General features: G+C 74.2%; 23 protein-coding genes and 1 pseudogene. 5 read left to right on the top strand and 19 right to left on the bottom strand.

The genetic code is table 11. The annotated features are described in order from the left end of the window. Positions 1-3: 3 nt before the first annotated feature. The 3 genes from ACWIX7_RS12155 to ACWIX7_RS12145 form a co-directional block, all read right to left on the bottom strand. On the bottom strand, positions 4-156 hold the full coding sequence (locus tag ACWIX7_RS12155) for a hypothetical protein (protein WP_448621787.1): 153 nt from the start codon (positions 154-156) through the stop codon (positions 4-6). 3 nt (positions 157-159) lie between these two features. After that, positions 160-816 carry a class E sortase gene (locus tag ACWIX7_RS12150; RefSeq protein WP_448621786.1) on the bottom strand — a complete coding sequence of 219 codons (657 nt, stop codon included), beginning with the start codon at positions 814-816 and terminating at the stop codon, positions 160-162. A gap of 67 nt (positions 817-883) precedes the next feature. Then, positions 884-2,044, bottom strand: a complete 1,161-nt coding sequence (locus ACWIX7_RS12145) for a PKD domain-containing protein (protein WP_448621785.1) — start codon at positions 2,042-2,044, stop codon at positions 884-886. A 237-nt stretch (positions 2,045-2,281) separates the two neighbouring features. Here ACWIX7_RS12145 and ACWIX7_RS12140 point away from each other — a divergent pair, with 237 nt between their 5' ends. Then, positions 2,282-2,920: a dihydrofolate reductase family protein gene (locus ACWIX7_RS12140; protein WP_448621784.1), complete on the top strand. Its 639-nt coding sequence runs from the start codon at positions 2,282-2,284 to the stop codon at positions 2,918-2,920. Between the two features lie 65 nt (positions 2,921-2,985). Further along, complete coding sequence (locus tag ACWIX7_RS12135; RefSeq protein ID WP_448621783.1) at positions 2,986-3,975, top strand: LLM class flavin-dependent oxidoreductase; 990 nt, start codon at positions 2,986-2,988, stop codon at positions 3,973-3,975. 57 nt (positions 3,976-4,032) lie between these two features. Here ACWIX7_RS12135 and ACWIX7_RS12130 read toward each other — a convergent pair whose 3' ends face one another. The 15 genes from ACWIX7_RS12130 to ACWIX7_RS12060 form a co-directional block, all read right to left on the bottom strand. Next, positions 4,033-4,434, bottom strand: a complete 402-nt coding sequence (locus ACWIX7_RS12130) for an aggregation-promoting factor C-terminal-like domain-containing protein (protein ID WP_448621782.1) — start codon at positions 4,432-4,434, stop codon at positions 4,033-4,035. Positions 4,435-4,589: 155 nt separating this feature from the next. Further along, entirely contained in the window at positions 4,590-5,021 is a 432-nt protein-coding gene (locus ACWIX7_RS12125; RefSeq protein WP_448621781.1) for a VOC family protein, read from the bottom strand. A gap of 16 nt (positions 5,022-5,037) precedes the next feature. Continuing rightward, positions 5,038-7,083, bottom strand: coding sequence for a TcmI family type II polyketide cyclase (locus tag ACWIX7_RS12120; RefSeq protein WP_448621780.1), 2,046 nt, complete (start codon positions 7,081-7,083; stop codon positions 5,038-5,040). Between the two features lie 79 nt (positions 7,084-7,162). After that, a complete protein-coding gene (locus tag ACWIX7_RS12115) occupies positions 7,163-10,033 on the bottom strand; it encodes an FAD-dependent monooxygenase (RefSeq protein ID WP_448621779.1) in 2,871 nt (956 codons plus the stop codon). A gap of 50 nt (positions 10,034-10,083) precedes the next feature. Beyond that, a complete protein-coding gene (locus ACWIX7_RS12110; protein WP_448621778.1) occupies positions 10,084-10,422 on the bottom strand; it encodes an antibiotic biosynthesis monooxygenase family protein in 339 nt (112 codons plus the stop codon). Continuing rightward, a complete protein-coding gene (locus ACWIX7_RS12105) occupies positions 10,419-11,792 on the bottom strand; it encodes a beta-ketoacyl synthase N-terminal-like domain-containing protein (RefSeq protein ID WP_448621777.1) in 1,374 nt (457 codons plus the stop codon). The genes ACWIX7_RS12110 and ACWIX7_RS12105 overlap by 4 nt, the downstream gene beginning before the upstream one ends. Continuing rightward, on the bottom strand, positions 11,789-13,084 hold the full coding sequence (locus ACWIX7_RS12100; RefSeq protein ID WP_448621776.1) for a beta-ketoacyl-[acyl-carrier-protein] synthase family protein: 1,296 nt from the start codon (positions 13,082-13,084) through the stop codon (positions 11,789-11,791). Before ACWIX7_RS12100 ends, ACWIX7_RS12105 begins: the two co-directional genes overlap by 4 nt. After that, a complete protein-coding gene (locus tag ACWIX7_RS12095) occupies positions 13,081-13,506 on the bottom strand; it encodes a cupin domain-containing protein (protein ID WP_448621775.1) in 426 nt (141 codons plus the stop codon). The genes ACWIX7_RS12100 and ACWIX7_RS12095 overlap by 4 nt, the downstream gene beginning before the upstream one ends. Then, positions 13,503-14,465 (bottom strand): ACP S-malonyltransferase, encoded by a 963-nt coding sequence (locus tag ACWIX7_RS12090; RefSeq protein ID WP_448621774.1) that lies wholly within the window; start codon positions 14,463-14,465, stop codon positions 13,503-13,505. The genes ACWIX7_RS12095 and ACWIX7_RS12090 overlap by 4 nt, the downstream gene beginning before the upstream one ends. Then, entirely contained in the window at positions 14,462-14,962 is a 501-nt protein-coding gene (locus ACWIX7_RS12085; protein WP_448621773.1) for an SRPBCC family protein, read from the bottom strand. The genes ACWIX7_RS12090 and ACWIX7_RS12085 overlap by 4 nt, the downstream gene beginning before the upstream one ends. Before the next feature lie 101 nt (positions 14,963-15,063). Next, entirely contained in the window at positions 15,064-15,324 is a 261-nt protein-coding gene (locus ACWIX7_RS12080) for an acyl carrier protein (RefSeq protein ID WP_448621772.1), read from the bottom strand. Next, the gene (locus ACWIX7_RS12075; RefSeq protein ID WP_448621771.1) at positions 15,288-16,808 is read right to left on the bottom strand and encodes an acetyl-CoA carboxylase biotin carboxylase subunit; all 1,521 of its coding nucleotides are present in this window, start codon (positions 16,806-16,808) and stop codon (positions 15,288-15,290) included. The genes ACWIX7_RS12080 and ACWIX7_RS12075 overlap by 37 nt, the downstream gene beginning before the upstream one ends. After that, the gene (accB, locus tag ACWIX7_RS12070; protein ID WP_448621770.1) at positions 16,805-17,344 is read right to left on the bottom strand and encodes an acetyl-CoA carboxylase biotin carboxyl carrier protein; all 540 of its coding nucleotides are present in this window, start codon (positions 17,342-17,344) and stop codon (positions 16,805-16,807) included. Before accB ends, ACWIX7_RS12075 begins: the two co-directional genes overlap by 4 nt. Continuing rightward, the gene (gene accA, locus ACWIX7_RS12065) at positions 17,341-19,050 is read right to left on the bottom strand and encodes an acetyl-CoA carboxylase carboxyl transferase subunit alpha (protein ID WP_448621769.1); all 1,710 of its coding nucleotides are present in this window, start codon (positions 19,048-19,050) and stop codon (positions 17,341-17,343) included. The genes accB and accA overlap by 4 nt, the downstream gene beginning before the upstream one ends. Positions 19,051-19,078: 28 nt before the next feature. Continuing rightward, positions 19,079-19,402, bottom strand: a complete 324-nt coding sequence (locus ACWIX7_RS12060; RefSeq protein ID WP_448621768.1) for a TcmI family type II polyketide cyclase — start codon at positions 19,400-19,402, stop codon at positions 19,079-19,081. Positions 19,403-19,788: 386 nt separating this feature from the next. Between ACWIX7_RS12060 and ACWIX7_RS12055 the strand changes: the two genes are divergently transcribed. The 3 genes from ACWIX7_RS12055 (at position 19,789) to ACWIX7_RS12045 (ending at position 22,776) form a co-directional block, all read left to right on the top strand. Further along, entirely contained in the window at positions 19,789-20,493 is a 705-nt protein-coding gene (locus ACWIX7_RS12055; RefSeq protein WP_448621767.1) for a LuxR C-terminal-related transcriptional regulator, read from the top strand. A gap of 287 nt (positions 20,494-20,780) precedes the next feature. Then, complete coding sequence (locus ACWIX7_RS12050) at positions 20,781-21,473, top strand: LuxR C-terminal-related transcriptional regulator (RefSeq protein ID WP_448621766.1); 693 nt, start codon at positions 20,781-20,783, stop codon at positions 21,471-21,473. 205 nt (positions 21,474-21,678) lie between these two features. Continuing rightward, positions 21,679-22,776: an alkene reductase gene (locus ACWIX7_RS12045; protein WP_448621765.1), complete on the top strand. Its 1,098-nt coding sequence runs from the start codon at positions 21,679-21,681 to the stop codon at positions 22,774-22,776. Between the two features lie 220 nt (positions 22,777-22,996). On the opposite strand, the pseudogene ACWIX7_RS12040 reads toward ACWIX7_RS12045, so the two are convergent. Next, positions 22,997-23,554 (bottom strand): annotated as a pseudogene (locus ACWIX7_RS12040) (EAL domain-containing protein); the annotation flags it as partial. Positions 23,555-23,578 lie beyond the last annotated feature (24 nt).

Raw genomic sequence — 23,578 nt, 5'->3', positions numbered from 1 at the left:
GCCTCAGAGCGAGGGCGTCCACAACTCCAGGTGGGAGGAGGCCGCCGGGAAGACGACGAACAGCAGCAGCGCCACCACGGCGAGGACGAGCACGAGCGCCGTCGTCCCCCGTACCGGGAGGGGGCCGGGCAGGTGGCGCCAGATCCAGGAGTACACGCCTCAGACCTCCTCGAGGGCCGCGGGGCCGTCCGGGGCCGCGGTCTTGCTGGTCGAGCCCTCCAGCTCCCCGTGCACGACGAGCCGCTCGCGGGTGGAGAACTTCGGGTGGCAGGTGGTCATGGTGAGGAACGCCCCGGTCGGCTCGCCGTTCGCCGCCCCGCCGGGGGTGGGTGCCACGACGCTGCTCTCGCTCGGGTCGACGACGGTCGTCGTCGTCACCCGGTAGACGTGCCAGGCGTCCACGGTCTCCACGACGACCGGGTCACCGGGCCGGAGGACGTCGAGGGCGAGGAACGGGCTGCCGCGCCCGACGCGGTGGCCGGCCAGGGCGAAGTTCCCCTGCTCCCCGGGCATGGCCGAGCCGACGTAGTGGCCGGGGCCCTCCTCGAGCTCGTCCGGGTCGGTCCCCTCGACCACGGCGCGGGTCCAGTCCGCGCCGAAGCGCGGGACGTGCACGAAGGCGAAGGCCTGGCCGAGATCGGGCTCGGGATCGGGCGTTCCGGTCGTCCAGTCCTCGCGGAGCTCCTCGGCGACCTGGTCCTGCGCCTGGTCGCTGGACAGGTCGGTCACCCAGACCTCGTAGACGACGAAGAGGAGCAGCACCGCGCCGGCGGTGACCGCGAGCTCGGAGAGCCCGCGGACGAGCGTGCGGATCATCGGTCCCCCTGTCCGATGGCGCGTCCCGCCCGCCGGGTGCCGGCGGGCGGGACGCGGGTGGCCACGGTCAGGACGGGGAGCCGGCCCTGCGGCGACGGCTCACGACCAGCCCGGCGCCACCGCCGGCCAGGACCAGCCCGCCGACCGCGGCCAGGCCCAGGACGTCGGCACCGGTGTTGGGGAGAGGGGTGCCGTACTCGGTCGGCTCCGCCGGGTCCGTCGGACCGCCCGCGTCGCTCGCGGGGACGACGACCTCGCGGGTGGCCGTGGTCGAGGCGCCGTCGTCGTCGGTGACGGTCAGCGTGACGGTGTAGGTGCCGGCGGCGGCGTACTCGTGCACGACCTCCTCGCCCTCGGCGGGCGCGGAGCCGTCACCGAAGCTCCACGTGAAACCAGCGATCTCGCCGTCGCTGTCGGTCGACCCGGCGGCGGAGAAGGCGAAGGTCGCGCCGGTGCTGGTGGCCGTGACGGCGGCGATCGGCGCCTGATTGGCCGGGTCGCCGTCCGGGTCACCACCGGGGTCGCCGCCCGGGTCACCGCCGGGCCCACCGGGGCCGCCGCCCGGGCCGGAGCTGAACCGGAACTCGTTGCAGCCGAACGTCATGCCGTGGACGGTGACGTCGGCGCCCGGCTGGTCGATGAGCTGGAAGCCCAGGCCCGTGACGACGGCGTCGGGGTAGGCGGCGCTGATGTCGACGAGCGTCCCCTCCTCGGGGGCCTCGGAGGCATCCGGGTCCATCGCGGTCAGCGGGCTGAAGATGCTCTCCCAGACGTCGGTCGGTTCGCCCGCCTCGGGCGCCCAGTACACGAGGAGGTCCTCGCCTGCGGCGGCCGGTCCGTCGAGGTCCACGTAGAGCTCGTACGTCGGGTGGTTGTCGATGGGCTGGCCCGCGGCGGGCGTGGTGTCGACGGCGTAGTTCGACTGCGCCGTCGCGTCGGCGAGCGCGAGGTCCAGACCGTCCACGAACCAGGCGGCGTAGGCGGCCCGGTCCGGGTCGGCGTCGGCCGAGGGGGTCGTCATGCGCAGGCCACCCGGGAGCATCTCGGCGGTGGCGCCGCCGCCCACTCCGCTGAGCGCGCCGTTGAAGGTGCTCTGGAGGCCGACCATGTCGAGCGTGGTGACACCGCAGCCGGACGCCGAGGCGGTCCCGGGATCGACACTGCCGAGCAGGGCCGTGGTGCCGAGGGTCAGAGCCCCCGCGGTGATCAGGCTGGTGGTGCGCTTCACGATCGTCCCCCGTGGTCGTGCACGCAGGGGCCGGCCTGCCCGTCCCCCGTCGAGCAGTTGGAGCGTCGAGGGCAGCGCGGCGCGGGCCACACCCCCGGACGCCCGCCTGGGTGACTCCCAGGCTGGGGGTCTGCCGCCGCGTCGTCACTCTCCGTGACGCACTCGTCGGCAGCGATGAGTCGCGCGTCGGTCCGCCGTCCCATCTCCGAGGACTGCTCCCGACCCGAGGAGGACACCATGCGACCGCTCGTCGTCACCGAGTTCACGACGCTGGACGGGGTCGTGCAGGCTCCCGGCGGCCCGGACGAGGACACCACCGGCGGCTTCGCGCACGGCGGCTGGCTGGTGCCGTTCTTCGACGACACCCTCGGCGCGCAGATGGACGCCTGGTTCGCCGGCGTCGAGGACTTCCTGCTCGGCCGCGGGACCTACGAGATCTTCGCCGGAGCCTGGCCCCAGGCGCCGACGGAGGACGACCCGGTCGCCGAGGCGCTCAACACGCGCACCAAGCACGTCGCCTCGCGCACCCTGACCTCGCTCGGCTGGTCCGGCGCTCGGCTCGTGGAGGGCGACGTCGTCGAGGCCGTCCGCGCGCTCCGGGACCAGGACGGCGGCGAGCTGCAGGTGCACGGCTCGCCGGGCCTGGTGCAGACCCTGCTGCGCGCCGACCTGGTCGACGAGCTGCGCCTGGTCGTGGCGCCGGTGGTGCTCGGGGAGGGCAAGCGGCTGTTCGGCGACGGCGCGATCCCGCGGTCGTGGCGGCTGACCTCGTCGGCGGCCACGCCGACCGGCGTGCTGCTGTGCACCTACCGCCGGGGTGGCGAGGTCGAGACCGGCGCGCTGGGCGCCGAGTACGAGGACGCCGGCAACGGCTGAGCGGGGAAGGACGGCGGGACGGCGGTGGTTGCCCATGGCAACACCACGTGAGAGGTCTGGAGCACATGAGCATCCCGTTGTCCGTCCTCGACCTGGCGCCGATCTCCAGGGGTCAGACGCCGGGCGAGAGCATCGCGGCGAGCGTCGCGCTGGCCCAGCGCGCGGAGCAGGCCGGTTACCGCCGCGTCTGGTACGCCGAGCACCACAACATGCCGACCATCGCCTCCTCGGCGACCAGCGTGCTGATCGCGCACGTCGGCGCGCACACCTCGTCCATCCGGCTGGGCGCCGGCGGCGTCATGCTGCCGAACCACTCGCCGCTGACGATCGCCGAGCAGTTCGGCACGCTCGAGGCCGTCCACCCGGGCCGCATCGACCTGGGCCTGGGCCGGGCGCCGGGCTCGGACCAGAACACGATGTACGCGCTGCGCCGCGACCCGCGCTCGGCCGACCGCTTCCCGCAGGACGTGCTGGAGCTGCAGGGCTACCTGACCGGCGACACCCGGGTGCCCGGCGTCGACGCCGTCCCGGGCAAGGGCTCGAACGTGCCGCTGTACATCCTGGGCTCGTCGATGTTCGGCGCCACGCTCGCCGCCGCGCTGGGCCTGCCGTACGCCTTCGCCTCGCACTTCGCGCCGGCCATGCTCCAGCCCGCCGTCGAGGCCTACCGGCGCGAGTTCCAGCCATCGGCGCACCTCGACGCCCCGTACGTGATCGCCGGGGTCAACGCGGTCGCGGCCGACACCCGCGAGGCCGCGGAGTCCGCGTACGCCGCCGTCCGCCGGACGCTGGCCGTCGGCCTGTTCGGCCGGGGCAGGCAGCTGTCGGACGACGAGGCGCAGCTGCTGCTCGACGGCGGCGCCGGGCGGCACGTCGACACGATGCTGACCCACACCGCCGTCGGCACGCCGGCCGAGGTGCGCGAGTACCTGACCGGCTTCGCGCGGGAGGCCGACGCCGACGAGCTGATCGTCGCCCACCAGTTCCCCGGGGTGGAGGGCCGGCTGCGGTCGGTGCAGCTCACCGCCGAGGCGATGGAGACCGTCGCCGCCTGAAGCCGGTGCAGGACGAGGGCCCCTCCCCCACCGGGAGGGGCCCTCGTCGTCGGTGCGTCAGTACCAGTTGTTGGCCTGGTGGAAGGCCCAGGCGTTGCAGGCGGTGTCGTAGCGCTCGTCGATGTAGATGAGGCCCGCGTCGATCTGCCGGTACGCGTCCGAGGTCTTGGCGATGCCGGTGGTGGCCCAGGTCGCGTCCAGGAACTGGGCGATGCCGTACGCGGTGCTCGTCGGGTTCTGCGCGGTGGGGTTCCAGTTGCTCTCGGCCTCCCACAGCAGGTCGAGGCAGTCGAACTGGGCGGGGCTCCGGAACTGGCTCGCCGCGTAGTCCTTGTAGTCCTGTTTCGCGGACGCCGCGTGGGCGACCGACTCGCCGGTGGCGGTGAGCGCGACCGTCATGGCGCCCGCGGCGGTGAGCAGGTGCAGGGTGCGGCGGGGGGTCCGGGCGTGCGTGTGCATCGGGCAGTCCTCCTGGGCGCTCTGCGGAGGGCGCACGCCGAGGGCAGCGCGCGCCGGTGGCGTCGTACGGGTCGGGGCGCTGCTGCCCGAGGCCTGAGGGGCAGGGGGTGGCCGCCGGCCCGGGGTGGTCCCGGGCCGGCGGACGACGACCACGGTCAGGTGGTGACCGGGGCGCAGTCGCGGTCGTCGGAGTAGTGCGGGCTGGCCGCGACCCCCTGCAGGCCGAGCAGGTTGTCGAAGGGGTCGATCACGACCGCGGTGACGAACGGGCCGTGGGGCGTGCGCCCCTGGTACTCCTTCGCGCCCATCTCCTGCAGGCGGGCGAGGGTGGCGTCGAGGTCGTCGACCCGCCAGTGCACGATCACGCCGCCCGGCCCGGCCACCGTGCCGGGCGGGGCCTTGGTGCGGTCGGCGATGGCGAGCTCGGCTCCCGACTCGCCGACGGCGAACTTGGCGTACTGGACGCGGCCGCCGGGCCCGGGCCGGGTGAAGAAGGGCCCCGAGCCCAGGAGGTCGGTGTACCAGTCGGTGGCCGCGGCCACGTCGTCGACCAGGTAGATGAGGGTGGTGATCCCGCGCAGGGTCATCGTCGGCACCCGCCCCTCAGCCCTCGGGCTGCCAGTCGTCGGCCTGCCAGCGGTAGAACACCGTGGCCACCGAGTCCTTCGGACCCTGCCAGCCCTCCGGCTGGTACGGGCTCACGTAGGGGCTCAGCTCGTGCATCACCTTGGCGAACGCCGGCCGGTGCGACTCGTGGTTGGCGCGCACGGCGGCGGCCTTCTCGACGTCCTGCTCGAGCAGGTGCACGAAGCAGTCGTCGATCGAGTACAGCCAGCGCCCGGTCACACCCGTCTCGACGGGCAGGCCGCCCGCGTCCGACTCGGCGAACACCCGGGCGATGTCGGGCTCGGCGCCGGGCTTCATCCGCTGCACGATCACGGTCAGCTCGCGGTCCTCGGGCACGTCGCCCTCGGGCAGCCAGCGGTAGAACTCCTTGGCCACGGAGTGCGAGGGGTTCTCCCAGTAGCTCGGGTACGGCGTGACGTACGGCGCGATGGCCTCGGCGATGGCCTGGAAGGCGGGCAGCCCCCGGCGCTGGCCGGAGACCTCCGGGTCCTCCTTGCGCTCGATGACGTGCAGGTAGAGGTCCTCGTGCGACAGCAGGATGCGGCCGATGACGCCGAGGTCCTGCGGGCGGGTGGCCCGGTCGTAGTGGTCGAAGACCGGGCCCACCTTGTCCTCGCTGCCGGGGACCATGTGGCACACGATCACGTTGCGGAACGGTCGGAAGGTCATGACGTGCTCCTTTGCGAGGTTGTGGCCGGCCCCTCTGCTGGGCCCCGCCGCGAGCCTGCGAGCGGTGGGGGGCAGAGGGGTCCTCTTCTCACGGGACGGGGTGAAGCGGAGCGGCAGCTCGAGCAGCCCACGGAAGGCCGAGGCGGCCGGGAGCCACTGCAGCTCCTCGACGGGGACGTCGAGGCGCAGATCGGGCAGGCGGACGAGGATCCGCCGCAGGGCGGTCGTCGCCTCGAGCCGGGCGAGAGCGGTGCCCAGGCAGTAGTGGATGCCGTGGCCGAACGACATGTGCTGCGTCTGGCCCCGGCGCAGGTCGAGCGCGTCCGGGTCGGGGACGAGCGCGGGGTCGTGGTTGGCCGCGCTGAGCACGATCGTGACGATCGAGCCCTCGGGGATCGGCACGCCGCCGATCTCCAGGTCCTCGGTGGCGAACCGGAAGCTCGACACCGGCACCGAGCCGTCGAAGCGCAGCAGCTCCTCCACGGCCTCGGGCACCAGGCCCGGGTCGTCCAGCAGCCGCTGCATCTCCTCGGGGTGGGTCAGCAGCGCGACCACGGCGTTGCCGAGGAAGTCCGAGGTGGTCTGGTAGCCGGCGAACAGCAGCAGGAAGCAGGTGGAGACCAGCTCCGCCTCCGACAGCCGGCCGTCCCCGTCGCGGGCGGCGATCAGCGCGCTCACCAGGTCCTCGCCGGGCTCCCGGCGCTTGGCCGCGACCAGGCCGCTGAAGTAGGCGTGCAGCCGTTCCTGCGCCTGCCCGATGGCCGCCCGGTCCTCCTGGGGGCTGCGCCCGCCGGTGCCGACCGTCCGGATGACCTGGGTGCCGGCCAGGATCTCCTCGTGGTCGGCCTCGGGGATGCCGAGCAGGTGGCCGATCACCGCCAGCGGCAGCCGCAGGGCGAACTCGTCGACGAACTCGGTCTCCCCCTTCGGCGCCATCCGGTCGAGCAGCCCCTCGACGATCTCCTCGACCCGGGGGCGCATCGCCTCGATCCGCCGCGGCGTGAACGCCTGCGTCACCAGGCGGCGCAGCCGGGTGTGCTCGGGCGGGTCGGAGTTGAGCATGTTGGTGTTGATCTGCCGCGCCTTCTCGCCGAACACCGCGAGGTAGGTGTCCCCGGCGCGGTACAGGTCCTTGGACAGCCGCGGGTCCGACAGCGCCGACCGGGCGTCCTCGTAGCGGGTGACCAGGAAGGAGTCGAAGCGCGGCGTCCGCACCTTGACCACCGGCCGCTCGGCGCGCAGCCGGGCGTAGACCGGGTAGGGGTCGGCGCGGAAATCCGGCGTGTAGATCTCCTGACCGGGGACCACGTCGTCCGGGGGTGCGGCCGGAGCCGGCTGTGCGGTCTGGGTCATGTCGTCTCCCTCGGGGGTGGGGCGATCTCGGGTGCGGTCGGTCGGGGGTGCGCCGCTGCCGGGCCGGTGGCTGGGCCGGTCACTGCGCGAAGACCCCGGCCAGGTGGTCGAGGAGGGCATCCTCGTCGAGCGGGCGGCTGCGGAAGCCGACGTGACCGTCGGGGCGGACCAGGTAGGCCGCCGTCCCCGCGCCCGCGGTGCCGTAGGCGGCGGCGAAGGTGCCCTCGGCGTCGCGGACGACGGGTAGGTCGACGAGCAGCGGCACCCGGGCGTCGGGCGCGGCGACCAGGTAGGCCCCCACCTCGCCGCGGGTCTGCTGCCGCACGCCGACGGCCAGCTTCTCCAGGTCCGACACCTGCTCCTCCGACGCGGTGGCATCGGCCGACAGCAGCAGCGTGGAGCGGGTGCCGCGGGTGAGGTCGAACAGCCGCAGCGGGTGCGCGACGCCGAAGCGCCGCAGCCCGTGCACGTCCGGCGCGCGGTGCCCGGGCTCCGGCCCGGCGGGGAACCCGCCGGGGGCCGTCTCGCCGACCAGCGGGCTGCCGGCGTAGTTCATGGTCATCTGCATCTCGAGCAGGAACTGCGCCTTCTCGTCCTCCATGTCCATCTCGTCGGTGAACGCGATGGCCACGGCCCGGTCGACGATCATCTTCCCGGCGGGACGGCGCTCGGCCTCGTAGCTGTCCAGCAGTCCGGGCGCGGCCACCCCCCGGACGGCGAGGGCGAGCTTCCAGCCGAGGTTCCAGGCGTCCTGGATGCCGGTGTTCATCCCCTGCCCGCCGGCCGGCGGGTGCAGGTGCGCGGCGTCGCCGGCGACGAAGACCCGCCCCTCGCGGTAGCGGTCGACGATGCCGTGCTTGATCCGGAAGATCGACGACCAGCGCAGGTTGCTCGCCGTCGTCCCGGGCGGGCCCAGGTCGTCGATCGCCGCCTGCATGTCGGCCAGCGTCGGCGGCTCGTACTCCTGCCAGAACCCGGGCGGGACGACGCCGGAGCCGACCGCCTCCTGCCACCGCTGGGGGGCCAGGGTGGCGATCCGGTAGCGGTTGCGGCCCTTGAGGGGGACGCAGACGAGCATCCCGGTGAAGTCGTCGTCGTTCTCGATGCGCACGAAGCGCACCAGGTGCCCGGCCGGCAGGTCCCAGTCGACGTCGACGTCGCCGAGCATGAACAGCTGCGGGAACATCGACAGCCCGCCCTCGAAGGCCAGCCCCAGCCCGGACCGGACGGCGCTGTGCGCCCCGTCGCAGCCGACCAGGTACTGCGCCCGGGTGGTCTCCCCCTCGCCGGAGGCGTGCCGCAGCTGCGCGGTGACGCCCTCGTCGTCCTGGGAGAAGCCGACCAGCTCGACCCCGCGCTCGACGACCACGCCGAGGGAGGCCAGCTTGGCGCCGAGGATGCGCTCGGTGTCGTACTGCGGCAGCCCGAGGTGGGCGTAGGGCAGCTCGTCGAGGCCGGCCCAGTCGACCTGGTGGGTCTGCTCGCCGTTGACGAACACCGTCTGGCCGTACAGCCAGATCCCGGCGTCCATGGCCTCGGTGACGATGCCCTGGTCCTCCCAGATCTCCATCGTCCGGCAGTGGATGCCGATCGCCTTGTCCGCCTGCGTGGACGCCTGGGGGCGCTTGTCCACGACGCGGACGGCGATGCCCCGGCGGGCCAGCTCGATGGCGTGGGTCAGGCCGGCCGGGCCGGCGCCGACGACGAGCACCTCGACCGCCCGCCCGGCAGTGCGGGACTCCGCGAGGTCGGACGGGGCCGGCAGCAGCGCCGCCGCGGCGGGTGCGTGCCCGTCGTCCGGCTTCTCCACGAACTCCTGCACGCTGGCGCTCGGCACCGTGCTCGTGGGGAGCGCGGTGGCGAGGGCCGGCTCGGTGTTGGCCGACAGCTGCACCGGCTGCCCGGCCACCACCTCCAGGTCCGGTTCCGGCGCCACGGGGACGCCGCCGGGGACGACGGCGTCGACGGCGGCCGGCTGCTGCGCGGGCTCGGGCGGCGTCGCGACCCCGGCCTCGGCCTCGACCGACGGCGGCACCGGCCGCACGCGCAGCGCGAAGACCCTGCGGTCCTCGCCCCTCGCCAGCCACCGGCCCAGCGGCCCGGCGGACCAGTTCGCCGGCTCGGCCGCCCAGTCGGTGAAGCGCTGCTCGGAGTCCCACTCGGCGACGACGTGGTAGCGCCGCCCGTCGGGCTCGCGCAGCAGCTCCTCGCGGGCGTGGCCGGGGGCGCTGCGGGCCAGTTGCGCGGCGGCGAGGTAGGCGAGCTCGAAGGCCTCCTGCTCCCAGGGCTCGACGGCGACCGCGGTGTCGACGCGCACCCGCTCCACCTCGACGTCCCCGCCGGGCGAGAGCAGCGGTGGGAAGTCGGTGTCCGCGTCGGGCCGCTGGCGGATCTCCAGCACCTCACGCCGGAACTCGACCGAGTGCCACCGGGCCAGCGGTGCGCCGGCGTCCATGTGGGAGGGGTCCTCCACCCACTGCACGAAGTCGTCCTCGGACTCCCACTCCGCGAAGATGTGGTAGCGCAGGCCGCTGGCGTCGCGCAGCAGCTCCTCGCGCACGTACCCACGGGAGTCCCCGATCCGCTGGGTGACCGTCGTGTACGCGCGCTCGAAGGCCACCTGCTCGCCCGGCTTGACGCTGGTGGAGAAGTCGATGCGCACCGGCCGCCGGCGCTCGGCCGCCACCGTCGCCAGCACGGTGAAGGTCGAGCGGGTGGCGTCCTCACGCAGGTCGCGCAACGCCTCGGTGAGCGTCTCCCGGGCGGCACTGCGCCCGAAGGCGTCCACCGACGCCCGGTCGGTCCAGTCGCTGACGATGGCGAACCAGCGCGGGTCGCCCTCGTCGCGCATCAGCTCCTGGCGCAGGTTGCCGGGCACCCGGCTGATCTCCGCGGCAGCCCGGTGCCAGGCCGCCTCGAACTCCGCCTCGCAGCCCTCCCGCGCGCGCATCCGCAGGAGGGTCCGCACGGCCGCCCTGCCACCGTCCTGGGGTGCCGCCGTCATGCCGTCCCCTGCTCGCCCGGGACGGTGGCCAGCACCTCGTAGGTGTTGCGGGACGCGTCCTCGCGCAGGTCGCGCAACGCCTCGGTGAGCGTCTCGCGGGCGCTGCTGCGACCGAACTCGTCGACCGCGGCCCGGTCGGTCCAGTCGCTGGTGATGAGGAAGGTGCGGGGGTCGTCGGCGTCGCGGATCAGCTCCTGGCGCAGGTTGCCGGGGACCCGGCTGATCTCGGCGGCAGCCCGACGCCAGGCGGCCTCGAACTCCGCCTCGCAGCCCTCGCGGGTGCGCATCCGGAGCATCGTGCGCACCGCGGCCTGGGCCCCGGTACCGGTCGTCACGGCGTCTCCTCGCGGTACCGGCGCAGCACGAGGCTGCTGTTGAAGCCGCCGAAGCCCCGGGCCAGCACGACGACGACGTCGAGGTCGGACTCCCGGTTCTCGCGCACCAGGTCCAGCCCGTACTCCGCCACCGGCTCGTCGACGTTGCCGGTCGCGGGCACCAGCCCGTCGCGCATCGCCAGGAGGGCGGTCGCCACGTTGAGCGCCGACCCACCGGCCATGAGCCGCCCGGTCCAGCTCGACGGCGCCGTCACCGGCACGCCGCGTTCCCCGAACACCGCGGTGATCGCCTGGGCCTCCAGCGCGTCGAGCTCGGGGACGCCCGCGCCGTCGGCGACCACCAGGTCCACGTCCTCCGGCGTCACGCCGGCGTCGGCGAGCGAGATCCGGATGGCCCGCGCGTACTGCGTGGCGTCGGGAGCCGGGTCCTCGTGGTGGTGGGCGTCGTGCGTGGCGCCGTAGCCGACCACCTCGCCCCACACGTGCCGCGCATCCCGGGCCCGTGCGGCGTCGGCCTCCTCGACCAGCAGGATCGCGCCGCCCTCGCCGATGACGTGCCCGTTGGCCCGCCGGTCGAAGGGCTTGTAGGCGTCCCCGGGTCGGGCGGCGGTGGACAGCCGCCCGCTGGTCACCTGACACAGCAGCGCGTACGGGGTCACGCCGGCCTCGGTGCCGCCCACGAGCACGGCCGGGGTGCCGCGGCGCACCACGCGCCGCGCCCAGCCGAAGCTGTCCAGCCCGCCCGCGCCCTCGCTGACGACGACCCCCGAGGGGCCCTTGTACCCGTCGCGGATCGAGACCTGGCCGGTGCTGGCCGCGTAGAACCAGGCGATCGACTGGTAGGCGCCGACCGATCGGGGGCCCTTCGCCCACAGCCCCTGGATCTCGTGCTGGCTGAACTCGTTGCCCCCCGAGCCGGCCGCCAGGAAGACCGAGGTCGCGTAGGCCTCCTCGGGCGGCACGTAGCCGGCGTCCTCGGCGGCCAGCGTGGCCGCCGCCAGGGACATCCACGTCCAGCGGTCGGTCTGCACCTTGAGCTGCGGGACGACGAACCGGTCGGGGTCGAAGTCGCGCACCTGCCCGGCCAGCGTGACGCCGTACCGGGACGGGTCGAAGCCCTCGATCGGGCCCACCCGGAGCTCGCCGCGCACCAGGGACTGCCAGTGCTCCTCGACGCCGACGCCGCTGGGTGCGACGACGCCGATGCCGGTGACCAGCAGGCGGGTGGTCCCCCGCGGGGGAGCGGTGATCGCCCGGCCCGTCGGGGCGGTCTCGCGGGCGGGGCCGGCCACCTCGGTGACGACCCCCTCCTCGCTCAGGACGGTCGGCTCGGTCACCTCGTCGCTGCGCGAACTCGCGAGCTCGGTCACGATGCCCTCCGGTCCGGCTTGGCCAGCACGATCGCCGACTGGAAACCGCCGAACCCGCTGCCCACCGAGACGGCGACGTCGACCTTGTGGTCCCGGGCGGTCTTGGGCACGTAGTCCAGGTCGCACTCGGGGTCGGGTACCTCGTAGTTGGCCGTCGGCGGGACGACCTGGCGCTGCACGGCCAGCGCGGTGGCGGCGATCTCGATGGAGCCGATCGCGCCGAGGGAGTGCCCGACCATCGACTTCAGCGAGCTCATCGGGACCTTGTAGGCGGCCTGGCCGAGACTCAGCTTGACCGCGGCGGTCTCGTGCCGGTCGTTCTGCTTGGTCCCCGAGCCGTGCGCGTTGACGTAGCCGACCTCGTCGCCGTCGATCCGCCCCTGGGCCAGCGCCTGGTCGAGGGCCTCGGCCATCTCCACGCCGTCGGGCCGCAGCCCGGTCATGTGGAAGGCGTTGCAGCGGTTGGCGTAGCCGGTGACCTCGCAGTAGATCTCCGCACCGCGCCGCTGGGCGTGCTCCAGCTCCTCGAGCACCATCACCGCTGCGCCCTCGCCCATCACGAAGCCGTTCCGGCGGGCGTCGAAGGGCTTGGAGGCGTGCTCGGGGTCGGCGTTGTTGTCCGTCGTCGCCCGGATGGTGTCGAAGCAGGCCATCGAGATCGGCGAGATCGGCGCGTCGCTGGCGCCGGCGATCACGACGTCGGCGTCGCCGTCCTCGATGAGCTGGCTGCCGTACCCGATCGCGTCGATGCCCGACGTGCAGCCGGTGGAGACCACCGTCGCCGGGCCCTGCGCCCGGAAGCGCACCGCCAGCTCGGTGGCCCCGCAGCTGGGCACGAGGGCCTGGTGCAGGAACCGCGAGCCGTAGCGCGGGTCGACCAGCCAGTGCCGGCCCGCGTCGCTGACGTTGACGTACTCGTCCTCCAGCCGCATGGTCGCGCCGACGGCGCTGCCGAGGGTGACCCCGACCCGCTCGGGCTCCGGTGCGTCCGTCGCGTCGCCGACACCCAGGCGCAGCCCGCTGTCGGCGACCGCCTCGTCGGCGGCGACCATCGCGAACTGCACGAAGCGGTCGTTGCGGTGCACCTCCTGGGCGCTCAGCCCGAGCTCACGCGGGTGGAAGTCGACCTCGGCGGCGACCTGCGACCGGAAGCGGCTGGGGTCGAAGAACGTGATCCGCCGGGTCGCCGTCCGACCCGCGGTGATCATGTCCCAGTACGCCTCGCGCCCGATGGACCCGGGCGCGACCACCCCGATCCCCGTGATGACGACGCGCCGTCGGTCGGTGCTCATCGCACGCCCGGCGCGGCCTCGGTGTCCACATGCCCGAGCTCCGGCCGCGGGGCCAGCGGGCCGCAGAGGAACACGAAGGTCGCCGTCGTCGCCGAGTCGTTGACGATCCGGTGCTTGACCCCGATCGGGATGTGCACGGCGGACTCGCCGACCAGCCGCCGCTCCTCGCCGTCCAGGGTGACCAGCACGTCGCCCTCCTGGCAGTAGAGGAACTCCTCCGAGTACGGGTGCCAGTGCTCGGTGACGACCTCGCCGGGCTCGAGGGTGAGGGTGCCCATGAAGCCGGCGGTGGAGCCAACGCTGGCCGGCGACAGCAGGACGCGGATGTCGCCGCCGCGCCGGCGGTTGGGGGGCGTGTCGGCGCGGTGGACGGTGGGTCCGCAGCGCACCTTCGCCGACGGGGGGTGCTGGATGGTGGTCATGTCTCTCCTCCGGTGTGGACGGGCACCGCGGGAGCGGGCTCCGGGGGTGTGGTCGGGAGCGGTGTCCCGGGCCCGGCGGCGAGGTGCACCGGGAGGTCGGGGTGGACCTGGCGGATGAGGGGCCCCAGGACCGGGACGGCGGCCACCTCGACGACCTCGGTCGCCCCCGCCTCGACCAGCGCGCGGGAGGTGGCCTCCCACTGGATGGGCGAAGTCAGGTGAGTGCGCAGGCAGCGGGCCAGCTGTGCGGGGTCCCTCGTCGGCCGGCCGTCGGCGTTGGGGACGACGGGCACCTCGGGCGCGGACCACTCGAGGTCGGCCAGCGCGGCGGCGAGGTGCCGGGCGACCGGTGCGACCAGGGGGCCGTGGCAGGCGTTGCGCCCCGGCAGCCGGACGAGGTCCAGTCCGGCGGCCACCACAGCCTCCCGCGCCCGCTCCAGCGCCTCGCAGCCGCCCGCGAGCAGGACCTGCGCCGGCCCGTCGACCGACGCCACGGACAGCGGCCCGGTGCGGCCCACCTCGGCGACGACCGCGCGGGCGACCTCGCCGGCGCCGGGCCCGACGACGGCCGCCATGCCCGCGCAGGACGGGCGCGGCGACAGCGACAGCAGCTCGGCGCGCCAGTGGACCAGCTCCACGACCTGGTCGAGGGGCAGGGCGCCGGCGGCCACCAGGGCGGCGTACTCGCCCACGCCGTGCCCGGCGACCAGGACCGGTCGCAGCCCGCGGGCGGTGAGGCTCCGGTAGCCAGCGACCCCGCTGACCACGACCTCGACGTGCGCGGCCGTCGTGTCACAGGACAGGTTGAGCGGGTCGCGCCACCACGTGGCCACGTCGCGCCCCACCACCGCGGAGGCCTCGTCGACCACCGCGCGGGCCGCCGCGTCGCCGAGCCAGGCGTCGATCGCGCCGGCCCGGACGCCGGCCTCCCCGGCGAGGACGACGGCGGCGCCCGTCACCTCTCGGGCTCCCCGGACCGGGCGGCCGCCGCCTCCACCTTCTCCTTGATGATCGACATCTGGACCTTGCTGTTCGCGTCGATCCGCTGCGTCATGCCCTCGGTGTCGATCGGGGCCTCGGGCCGCATCCGGAAGTCCTGCACCCAGCGCATCCGCGTGCCAGAACCCTCCGGCGCGTAGCTCCAGTAGATGTCCATGAACTCGAAGGGCCCGGGCTCGACGCGGCGGGCGCGCACCTCGTGGGCCGCCTCGTCGAGCGTGCGCTCGGAGACCCAGCTCCAGACCCGCCCGCTCTCGTCGGGGTGCATCTTGAGCCGGAAGCGGAACCAGTTCTCCGTCTCGGCGAGGATCTCCACCTCGCTGTACTCGGTGAACAGGTCCGGCCACGACGGCAGGTCGTTGGTCATCGCCCAGACGTGGTCGATCGGGGCGTCGATGAGGATCGAGTTGTCCGTGTGCCCGGCGGTGCGGGTGCCCGGCTCGAGGGTGCTGCTCACAGGTTCCCTCCTGGGGATGTCGACGGGTTGTGACGGCGGCGTCCGGCCCGTTCAGAGGCTCGCGCCGAGCGTGCGAGGCGTGAGGAGGACGGGGTCCTCTCTCAGGCCATCCCGGCCGAGCGCTGGGCGGCGTCGACGCGCTCGACGATCTGGCCGAGCGTGTAGTTGTCCGGGCTGTCGTCGGGCATCTCGGTGCCGTAGCGGTCCTGCAGCTCGGTCTGCATGGACAGGAAGGCCAGCGAGTCCAGGCCGATGTCGGCGAAGTGGGCGTCCGGGTCGGTCGTGTGCGACGACGCGGGCAGCCCGGCCTTCTCGGTGAGCAGGGTCATGAGGTCGCTGAGAGTGAAGGTCGTGTCGGGCACGGTGTCGTTCCTTCCGGTGGGGTGGCGGGATCCGGCTGCGCGTCTGCGACCGGGGGCTGGACGAGGGAGAGGGAGCCGCGGGAGGCGGGCAGCCCGGGTGTCGGTGCGTCGGCGATGGCGGCGGCCCGGGCGAGCACCTCGGGCAGCTGCCGGTCAAGGAACTGCACGTCGTGGCGGTCGGCGGTGACGTCGGGGTCGCGCAGCAGGGCCCGGTGCAGGGCGATCGTGGTGTGCACACCGGGGCCCTCGACCCGCAGCTCGGCCAGGGCGCGGTCCATCCGGCGGATCGCCTGCTCCCGGTCGGGGGCCCAGACGACGAGCTTGCCCAGCAGCGAGTCGTAGTCCGGGCTCACCGTGTCGCCCTGCCGGTAGCCGGTGTCGAACCGGGTCCACGGCCCGTCGGGCACCTGCAGGACGTCGAGCCGGCCGGGTGCGGGGGCGAAGCCGCGGGCCGGGTCCTCGGCGTTGATGCGGCACTCGATGGACGCACCCCGGGGGACGACGTCGGACTGGCGCAGGTGCAGCCGCCGGCCGGCCGAGACCAGGATCTGCTCGCGGACGAGGTCCACGCCGGTGAGCAGCTCGGTGACCGGGTGCTCGACCTGGATCCGGGCGTTCATCTCCATGAAGTACGCCGACCCGGACCCGTCGACGAGGAACTCCATGGTGCCGGCGCCGGTGTAGCCGACCGAGAGGGCGCCGTGCACCGCCAGCCGCCCGAGCTCGGCGCGCTGCTCGGGGGTCAGGTGGCCGGCCGGCCCCTCCTCGAGCAGCTTCTGGTGGCGCCGCTGCAGCGAGCAGTCCCGCTCGCCGAGGGAGACGCCGTTGCCGTGGGTGTCGCAGAGGATCTGCACCTCCACGTGCCGCGCTCCGGTCAGGTGGCGCTCGAGGTAGACGGCGGGGTCGCGGAACACCGCGCGGGCGGTGGCCCGGGTGGCGGTGAAGGCGTCGGCCAGGTCGTCGGCCTCGCGGACGACGGTCATGCCCCGCCCGCCGCCGCCCGCGGCCGCCTTGATGATCAGCGGGTAGCCGATCCGGGCGGCGACCTCCCGGGCCTCGTCGACGCTGCCGACGGGCTCCACGACGCCCGGGAGCAGCGGCAGGCCGGCCTCGGCCATGAGCCGTCGGGCGGTGGCCTTGTTGCCCATCTGCTGCATGACCGCGGGGGGCGGGCCGATGAAGGTCAGCCCCTCCGACGCGCAGATCTCGGCGAAGTCCGGGTCCTCGGAGAGGAAGCCGTACCCGGGGTGGATGGCGTCGGCGCCGGTGCGCAGGGCGGCCTCCACGATGTTGGCCACGTTCAGGTAGCTGCGCCGGGCCGCGGCCGGCCCGATGTGCACGGCCTCGTCGGCCAGGTCCACGACGGCGGAGTTGCGGTCGGAGGTCGAGTAGACGGCGACGACCTCGATGCCCAGCTCGCGGCAGGCCCGGGCGACCCGGACGGCGATCTCGCCGCGGTTGGCGATGAGCACGCGGCCGATCACCGGGACCGTCCCGGAGGCCGCAGCCGCATGATCACCTGGTCGTACTCGACCGACTCGGCGTCGCCCACGAGGACCTCGGCCACCACGCCCGCCTCGTCGGCGACGATCGGGTTCATCAGCTTCATCGCCTCGACGATCCCGACGGTCTGGCCCGGCTCGACCTCGTCGCCGACCCGGACGAACGGGTCGGCCCCGGGCGACGGCGCCGCGTAGAAGGTGCCGACGAGCGGGGAGCGGACGGCCGCCGCCACCTCCACCGCGGGGTCGGCGGGTGCGGCCGGCTGGACCTCGCCGCCGCCGGGGGCCCCCTGCGCCGGGGGCAGAGGGACGGGGGACCCGGCCGGCGGGGTCTCGGGGGCCCACTCGACCTCGATGGCGCGGTCGCCGTTGCGGACGGTGAGCTTCCGCAGCTCGCCGGGCAGGCTGCGCGCCAGCGCCAGGACCGCGTCGTGCAGGTCCGGGGCCTCGTCGTCCGGCCCGGTCGCGGGCGTCGCCGCGATCGTCCGCGGGGGGAACTCACTGGCTGACACGGTCATCCCTCCACCGGCTGCAGGGGACGGTCGTCCCTGCCGATGCGCTCGAGCCGCCGGGACCGGGTGTCCAGCAGCGTCGCCACGTCGAGCCGGCAGACGTCGTCCAGTTCGCGGACGAGCGCGCGGCGCAGCAGGCGGGCTGCCTCGGCGGGGTCGGTGTGGGCGCCACCGGGCGGCTCGACCACCACCGAGGTGGCGATCCCGGACGCCCGCAGGTGCGCCGCGCCCAGGCGCATGGCGCGGGCGGCGGTCGGTGCGGCCACCGCCGTCCGCCAGAGGATGGCGGCGCACCCCTCGGGGCTGATCACGGACAGGTAGGCGTTCTGCAGGACCAGCAGCCGGTCGGAGGTGCACAGCGCGAGCGCGCCGCCGCTGCCGCCCTCCCCGGTGACCACCGACACGACGGGGACCCGGAGCCGGCTGCTGCGCATGATGATCTCGGCGATCGCGTGTGACTGGCCGCGCTCCTCGGCCTCCGGTCCGGGGTGCGCACCGGGCGTGTCGACGAGGGTGACGACCGGGAAGCCGAAGGCCTCGGCGTGGTCGAGCAACCGCTGCGCCTTGCGGTAGCCCTCCGGGTGCGGCATCCCGAAGTTGCGGGCGATCCGCTCGCGGACCGTGTGGCCCTTCTCCTGGCCGATGACGACGACCGTGCGGCCGCCGATCGAGGCGACCCCGCCGACCACGGCGGGGTCGTCGGCGAAGGCCCGGTCGCCGTGCAGCTCGACGAAGTCGTCGAACGCGGTGTGCAGGTAGTCCAGGGTGGTGGGCCGCTCGACGACCCGCGCTCGCTGGACGACGTCCCACGGGTCGTCGTCGACCGCGACGTCCACCGGGCTCCGGTCGTCCCCGGCGTCGTCCTCCGCCTCCCCGGGCGGGACGCCGGGCCCGTGCAGGGCCAGCAGGCGGGCGAGCAGGGGCCGCAGGTCGGCCCGGTTCTCCACCCGGTCGACCAGGCCGTGCGCGAGGAGGAACTCGGCGGTCTGGAAGTCCGCGGGCAGCTCGGCGCGGATGGTCTCCTGGACCACGCGCGGCCCGGCGAAGCCGACGTGCGCGCCCCGCTCGCCGACGAGGACCGACGCGAGGGTGGCGAAGGAGGCCGACACCCCGCCGTAGGTCGGGTCGGTCAGCACGCACACCGAGAGCAGCCCGGCCTCGTGGAGCCGGCCGAACGCCTCGCTGGCGCGGGCCATCTGGAAGAGCGAGAAGACGCCCTCCTGCATCCGGGCGCCGCCGCTGGCGCAGACGGTGACGAGGGGCAGGCCGCGCTGCAGGGCCAGTTCCGCGGCGCCGCTCACCCGCCGGCCGACCTCGACGCCCATGCTGCCGCCGAGGAAGGCGAAGTCCATGACCGCGACGACCGTCTCGGCGCCGCCGATGCGGGCGGTGCCGACCACGACGGCCTCCGACTCGCCGGAGCGGCGCTCGGCGTCGGCCAGCCGGTCGGGGTAGTCGCGCAGGTCGGTGAAGGAGAGCGGGTCGGTCGTGCCCGGCGGGAACGCCGTCTCGGTGAAGCTGCCCGGGTCGGTGAGCAGGACGATCCGAGCGCGCGCGCTGAGCCGGAGGTGGTGGTCGCACTCCGGGCAGACGTGCAGGTTGCGGTCGAGGCGCTTGCGGTAGAGCAGCCACCCGCAGTCGGGGCAGCTGACCCACCCCACGTGGTCCGCCGCCGCGCCCGACGCGGTGGCAGTCGGCGCGGAACGTGTCATGACGTCCTCCCAGTCGCCCGGAGCGGTCTCACTCGGAGGAGGACCAGTGGTAGAAGCGCCGGGCCATCGCGTCCTGCGGGGAGCGCCAGCCGGGGTCGTAGGCCTCGATGAACGGCCGGAGGTCCTCGCTCACGGCACGGAAGGCCGGCAGCGACTGGGCGATGCGCATCGCCTCCGGCGCCGGCCGGTCGAAGTCGATGAGGTGCACGTAGATGTCGTGGAACTGGTACAGGGACCGGTTCCGCACACCGATCTCGTGCGGCATCGAGGTGGCGTCGTAGCGGCCGAAGATCTCGGCCACCTTGTCGGCGTCGGCCGGCGCCATCCTCGCGATGATCATGGTCTGGTGCACGGGTGTCTCCCAGCGTCGCTGCGGTCCGGGGAGGGGCTCGGGACACGACGACGCTAGGGAGCCGGCGGGGGTCGGCACATCGGCCACAGGTGCAGTTCAGGGCGCGCCCCGGGGAGGGTGGGGGGTGTGCGACCGTCCCGCCCCGGGACGCAGCAACGCCGTCCGGACGTCGGGGGGTGACTCATCCAGGAGGACGACCCCCGACCACACCCAGGACGTAAGACCCCAGCCCAGAGGGGCGGGGGCCCCTACCCGGGTATGAACTCGCCGACGGCTCATGATCGGCTCGCCCGGGACCGTGGCGACCGGCACCATGGCGGGCCTAACTTCCGGAACCGACCTGACGGTGCCCCTCACGGGGCCGGACAGGAGTGGAGCTGACACGCATGGCCGAACCCGATGACGCCGTGTCCGCTTCAGGTGTGTCCGACGCCGATGCGCCGGTCCGGGTGCTGATCTGCGACGACCACGAGGTCTACCGGCACGGCCTGCGCGCGGTGCTCCGCCAGATCCCCGGTGTCTGCGTCGTGGCGGAGGCGGCCTGCGTCGGCGAGGCGCTGCCGCTGGCCTCCACGGCCCGACCCGACGTCACCCTGATGGGGGTCGACGGGCAGGGGCCCGTCCTCCCGGACCTGGTGCGCGAGATGACCGGGACGGGCACCCGCGTCCTGCTGCTCGGTGAGGTCGGCGCCGCCAGCGACCTGCTCGAGGTCCTGCGGGCCGGGGCGCGTGGCTACGTGCACGCGGCCGTCAGCTCGCAGCGGCTGATCGAGTGCGTCCGCGCGGTGGCCCGTGGGGAGACCGTCCTGGACGCCAACGTCACCGGGGAGCTGCTGCACCGCCTGGACGACGTGGCGCGGTCCGGGGACGACGGGCAGCCCCGGGCACACGGCCCGCTGACCGCCCGGCAGCAGGCGGTCGCCGAACTCGTGGCCGAGGGCCTGACCAACGCGGAGATCGCCGAGCGCCTGCAGCTGAGCCGGGCCACCGTGAAGGGCCACATCACGGTGGCGCTGCGCCGCCTGGGCCTGCGGGACCGCACCCAGCTGGCCATCCACGTGCACCGGAGCACCCGCACCGGCCCCGGATGAGGAGTGGACCCCGCCGGTTGCTGAGCGGGGTGGAGCCACCGTCGCGCGAGCTCCTGTGAAATAGCTGTGAACTTTCTCGACAGAACCTGCCACTACGAGGTTAGAGTCACTCCAGTCCGGAGGAGACGGGCGCGTGTCGGAACTGTCGGTCCGTTGGGCGGGAGCCCCGACGGGTCGGGCACAGGGGGAACGGCATGGACCATTCCGTGGTCATCGCAGGGACGGGACCGGTGGTGGACCCACGACAGCCCGCGGGCCACGTGCCCGCGCCTCGGACGGACGGGCACGTGCCCGTCCGGCCGCACGCCGTCCGGCCGCCGACGAGTCTGGTCTGCGTGCTGCTCTGCGAGGACCGGGAGGTGTTCCGCACCGGGCTGCGGGTGGTCCTGGAGGCCGAACCGGACATGGCGGTCGTGGCCGAGACCGCCCACCTCCCCGAGGCCCTCGAAGCGATCGAGGGCGAGGGCACCGTGGTGGTCGTCGTCCGGCAGGGCCTGGTCGCCGGCGACGCCCTCCCGCTGCTGCGCACCCTCTGCCGGCAGAACACGGCGGTCCTCGTGCTCGCCGAGCCGGAGACGGACTCCGAGCACGAGCTGGTCGAGATCCTGCGCGCCGGCGTCCGCGGCTACCTGCCCCGGCGCTCGGGGGCGCAGCGGCTCGTCGACGGTGTGCGGGCGTTGGCCCGCGACGAGGCCGCGCTCGACCCAGCGGCCACCAGCCACCTGGTGCGCCACCTGACGACCGGGTGGCAGCCGCGGTCGGCTCCCGCCCTGCGGCCCCTCGACCGGTTGACCGACCGGCAGCGCGAGGTCGCCGAGCTGGTCGCCCAGGGGCTGAGCAACGAGGAGATCGCCGGCCGGCTGTTCCTCAGCCTGGCGACGGTGAAGAGCCACCTGACGACGTCGATGCGCCGCCTCGGCGTCCGCTCACGGACCGAGCTGGCCATCCTGGTCACCCGCGGGAGCTCCCCGGCTGCCTGAGAGCCGGGTCGGGTGGCTCCCGTCCCCGGCAACGGCCACTCTCGCGCGGTTCCTGCCGAACGCGCGCTGCTGCAACGGCGGGAACGCGGGTAGAACGGCGCGACAGTGGTCGGTCGGGGAGGTCGAGGCCGGCCCGGACCAGGGCGCGCGTCACTGTGAGCAGCGTGACGGTCGCGTGCCGGAATGGGCGGCCCCTGTTGCGGCGATGGAACTACCCGTGGACCTGTTCTCCCCTGTGACCCTGGGCGGCATCGAGCTCGCCAACCGCGTCGTCATGGCCCCGCTCACCCGCATGCGCTCCGGCGCCTCCGGCGTCCCCGGGGACCTCGTCGTCGAGCACTACCGGCAGCGCGCCGGCGTCGGGCTGATCATCACCGAGGGCACCTACCCGAACCCCGAGGGCCAGGCCTTCGTCGGCCAGCCCGGCATCGTCACCGACGAGCAGGTCGGGGGCTGGCACCGCGTGGCCGAGGCCGTGCACGCACGGGGCGGCAAGATCGTCCTGCAGGTCATGCACGGCGGCCGGGTGACCCACCCCGACGTCAACGGCGGTCGCCGCGTCGTGGCCCCGAGCGCGATCGCGATCGACGGCGCGGGCCACACCGCGACGGGCAAGCAGCCGTACCCGGTGCCGCACGCGCTGACCGTCGACGAGGCGCGGCAGACCCTGCAGGACTTCGTCTCCGCCGCTAAGCGGGCCATCGAGGCCGGCCTGGACGGCGTGGAGATCCACGGCGCCAACGGCTACCTGCTGCACGAGTTCCTCTCGCCGGCGTCCAACCAGCGCACCGACGAGTACGGCGGCACGCCTGCGAACCGGGCGCGCTTCGTCGTCCAGGTGGTGACGGCGGTGGCCGCGGCCATCGGCGCCGGCAAGGTCGGCCTGCGGATCTCGCCCGAGCACAACATCCAGGACGCCTACGAGACCGACCGGGACGACGTCCGGGCCACCTACGGCGCGCTGATCGACCAGCTGCGCCCGCTGGGCCTGGCCTACCTGTCGGTGCTGCACTCCGACCCGGCCGGTGAGCTGGTGCAGGAGCTGCGCGAGCGCTTCGACGGGCCGCTGGTCGCCAACAGCGGCTTCGGCTCGGTCACCACGCGCGAAGAGGCGGTGCGCCTGATCGAGGCCGCGCACGCCGACGCCGTGGCCGTGGGGCGGGCCGTCATCGCCAACCCGGACCTGGTCGAGCGCTGGAAGGGCGAGCACCCGGAGAACGAGCCGAGGACCCACCTCTTCTACGCGCCCGGCGCCGAGGGCTACACCGACTACCCGACCCTCGAGGCCGCGCAGGCCAGCTGAAAGAGGACCCCGTCCTCCTCACCGCTCGCAGGCTCGCGGCGAGCCTCTGGACGGGGCCGGCGGTGCCCCGGAGGCGCAGACGCCATCCTCGGTTGCGTCTCAGGCGGTGAGCGGCTCGGGGGCCGGCACGGTGCCCCTCGACTAGGGCGTCGACGGGCGCGGGACGTCCGAAGAGCCAGCCCTGGCCGCCGTCCACCCCGAGGGACTGCAGGACGGCGTGCTCGGCTGCCGTCTCCACGCCCTCGGCGACGACGCTGACGTCGAAGCTGTGCGCGAACTCGACCAGCGATTGGGCGAGCCGGGCCAGCATCGGGTCGGAGTCGACGCCGCTGACGATGCTGCGGTCCATCTTGATCACGTCCGGGCAGGCCATGACGATGTGCCGCAGGCTGGAGAAGCCGGCGCCGACGTCGTCGATGGCCAGCCGCATGCCGCGTCGACGCAGCGGGGACAGGGCCGCCTCGACGGCCGGGTAGTCGTGGACCTGGTCGTGCTCGGAGAGCTCCAGGACGATGCGGTCGAGCGGCAGGGCCTCGAGCAGCTCGCCGCACTGCGGCGTCAGCAGCATCTTCGGTGAGACGTTGAGCGAGACGTAGCCGGTGACCCGGTCCAGCAGCTCGGCGCCGCGGGCGATGGCGAGCAGCTCCAGCCGGTGGCCGGCACCGATGCGGTGGGCCTCGTCGAAGACGACGTCGGGCGTGCGGTGCCACCCGGCGGGGAAGCGGCTGAGGGCCTCGGCGCCGATCCGCGTGCCCGTCCCTGTCCTCGTGATCGGCACCACAGGTCGCCGGCGGTGCCGGAT

It is taken from the genome of Geodermatophilus sp. URMC 65, assembly GCF_053502545.1.
The sequence above is the reverse complement of the archived record's forward strand: the minus strand, read 5'-3'. Positions and strand labels throughout refer to the sequence as shown.

Excerpts from the sequence above, each read along its gene's own strand:
- ACWIX7_RS12150 (WP_448621786.1), bottom strand. The coding sequence starts at position 816 with ATGATCCGCACGCTCGTCCGCGGGCTCTCCGAGCTCGCGGTCACCGCC.
- ACWIX7_RS12140 (WP_448621784.1), top strand. The coding sequence starts at position 2,282 with ATGCGACCGCTCGTCGTCACCGAGTTCACGACGCTGGACGGGGTCGTG.
- ACWIX7_RS12135 (WP_448621783.1), top strand. The coding sequence starts at position 2,986 with ATGAGCATCCCGTTGTCCGTCCTCGACCTGGCGCCGATCTCCAGGGGT.
- ACWIX7_RS12130 (WP_448621782.1), bottom strand. The coding sequence starts at position 4,434 with ATGCACACGCACGCCCGGACCCCCCGCCGCACCCTGCACCTGCTCACC.
- ACWIX7_RS12125 (WP_448621781.1), bottom strand. The coding sequence starts at position 5,021 with ATGACCCTGCGCGGGATCACCACCCTCATCTACCTGGTCGACGACGTG.
- ACWIX7_RS12120 (WP_448621780.1), bottom strand. The coding sequence starts at position 7,083 with ATGACCCAGACCGCACAGCCGGCTCCGGCCGCACCCCCGGACGACGTG.
- ACWIX7_RS12115 (WP_448621779.1), bottom strand. The coding sequence starts at position 10,033 with ATGCGCGCGCGGGAGGGCTGCGAGGCGGAGTTCGAGGCGGCCTGGCAC.
- ACWIX7_RS12100 (WP_448621776.1), bottom strand. The coding sequence starts at position 13,084 with ATGAGCACCGACCGACGGCGCGTCGTCATCACGGGGATCGGGGTGGTC.
- ACWIX7_RS12095 (WP_448621775.1), bottom strand. The coding sequence starts at position 13,506 with ATGACCACCATCCAGCACCCCCCGTCGGCGAAGGTGCGCTGCGGACCC.
- accB (WP_448621770.1), bottom strand. The coding sequence starts at position 17,344 with ATGACCGTGTCAGCCAGTGAGTTCCCCCCGCGGACGATCGCGGCGACG.
- accA (WP_448621769.1), bottom strand. The coding sequence starts at position 19,050 with ATGACACGTTCCGCGCCGACTGCCACCGCGTCGGGCGCGGCGGCGGAC.
- ACWIX7_RS12055 (WP_448621767.1), top strand. The coding sequence starts at position 19,789 with ATGGCCGAACCCGATGACGCCGTGTCCGCTTCAGGTGTGTCCGACGCC.
- ACWIX7_RS12045 (WP_448621765.1), top strand. The coding sequence starts at position 21,679 with ATGGAACTACCCGTGGACCTGTTCTCCCCTGTGACCCTGGGCGGCATC.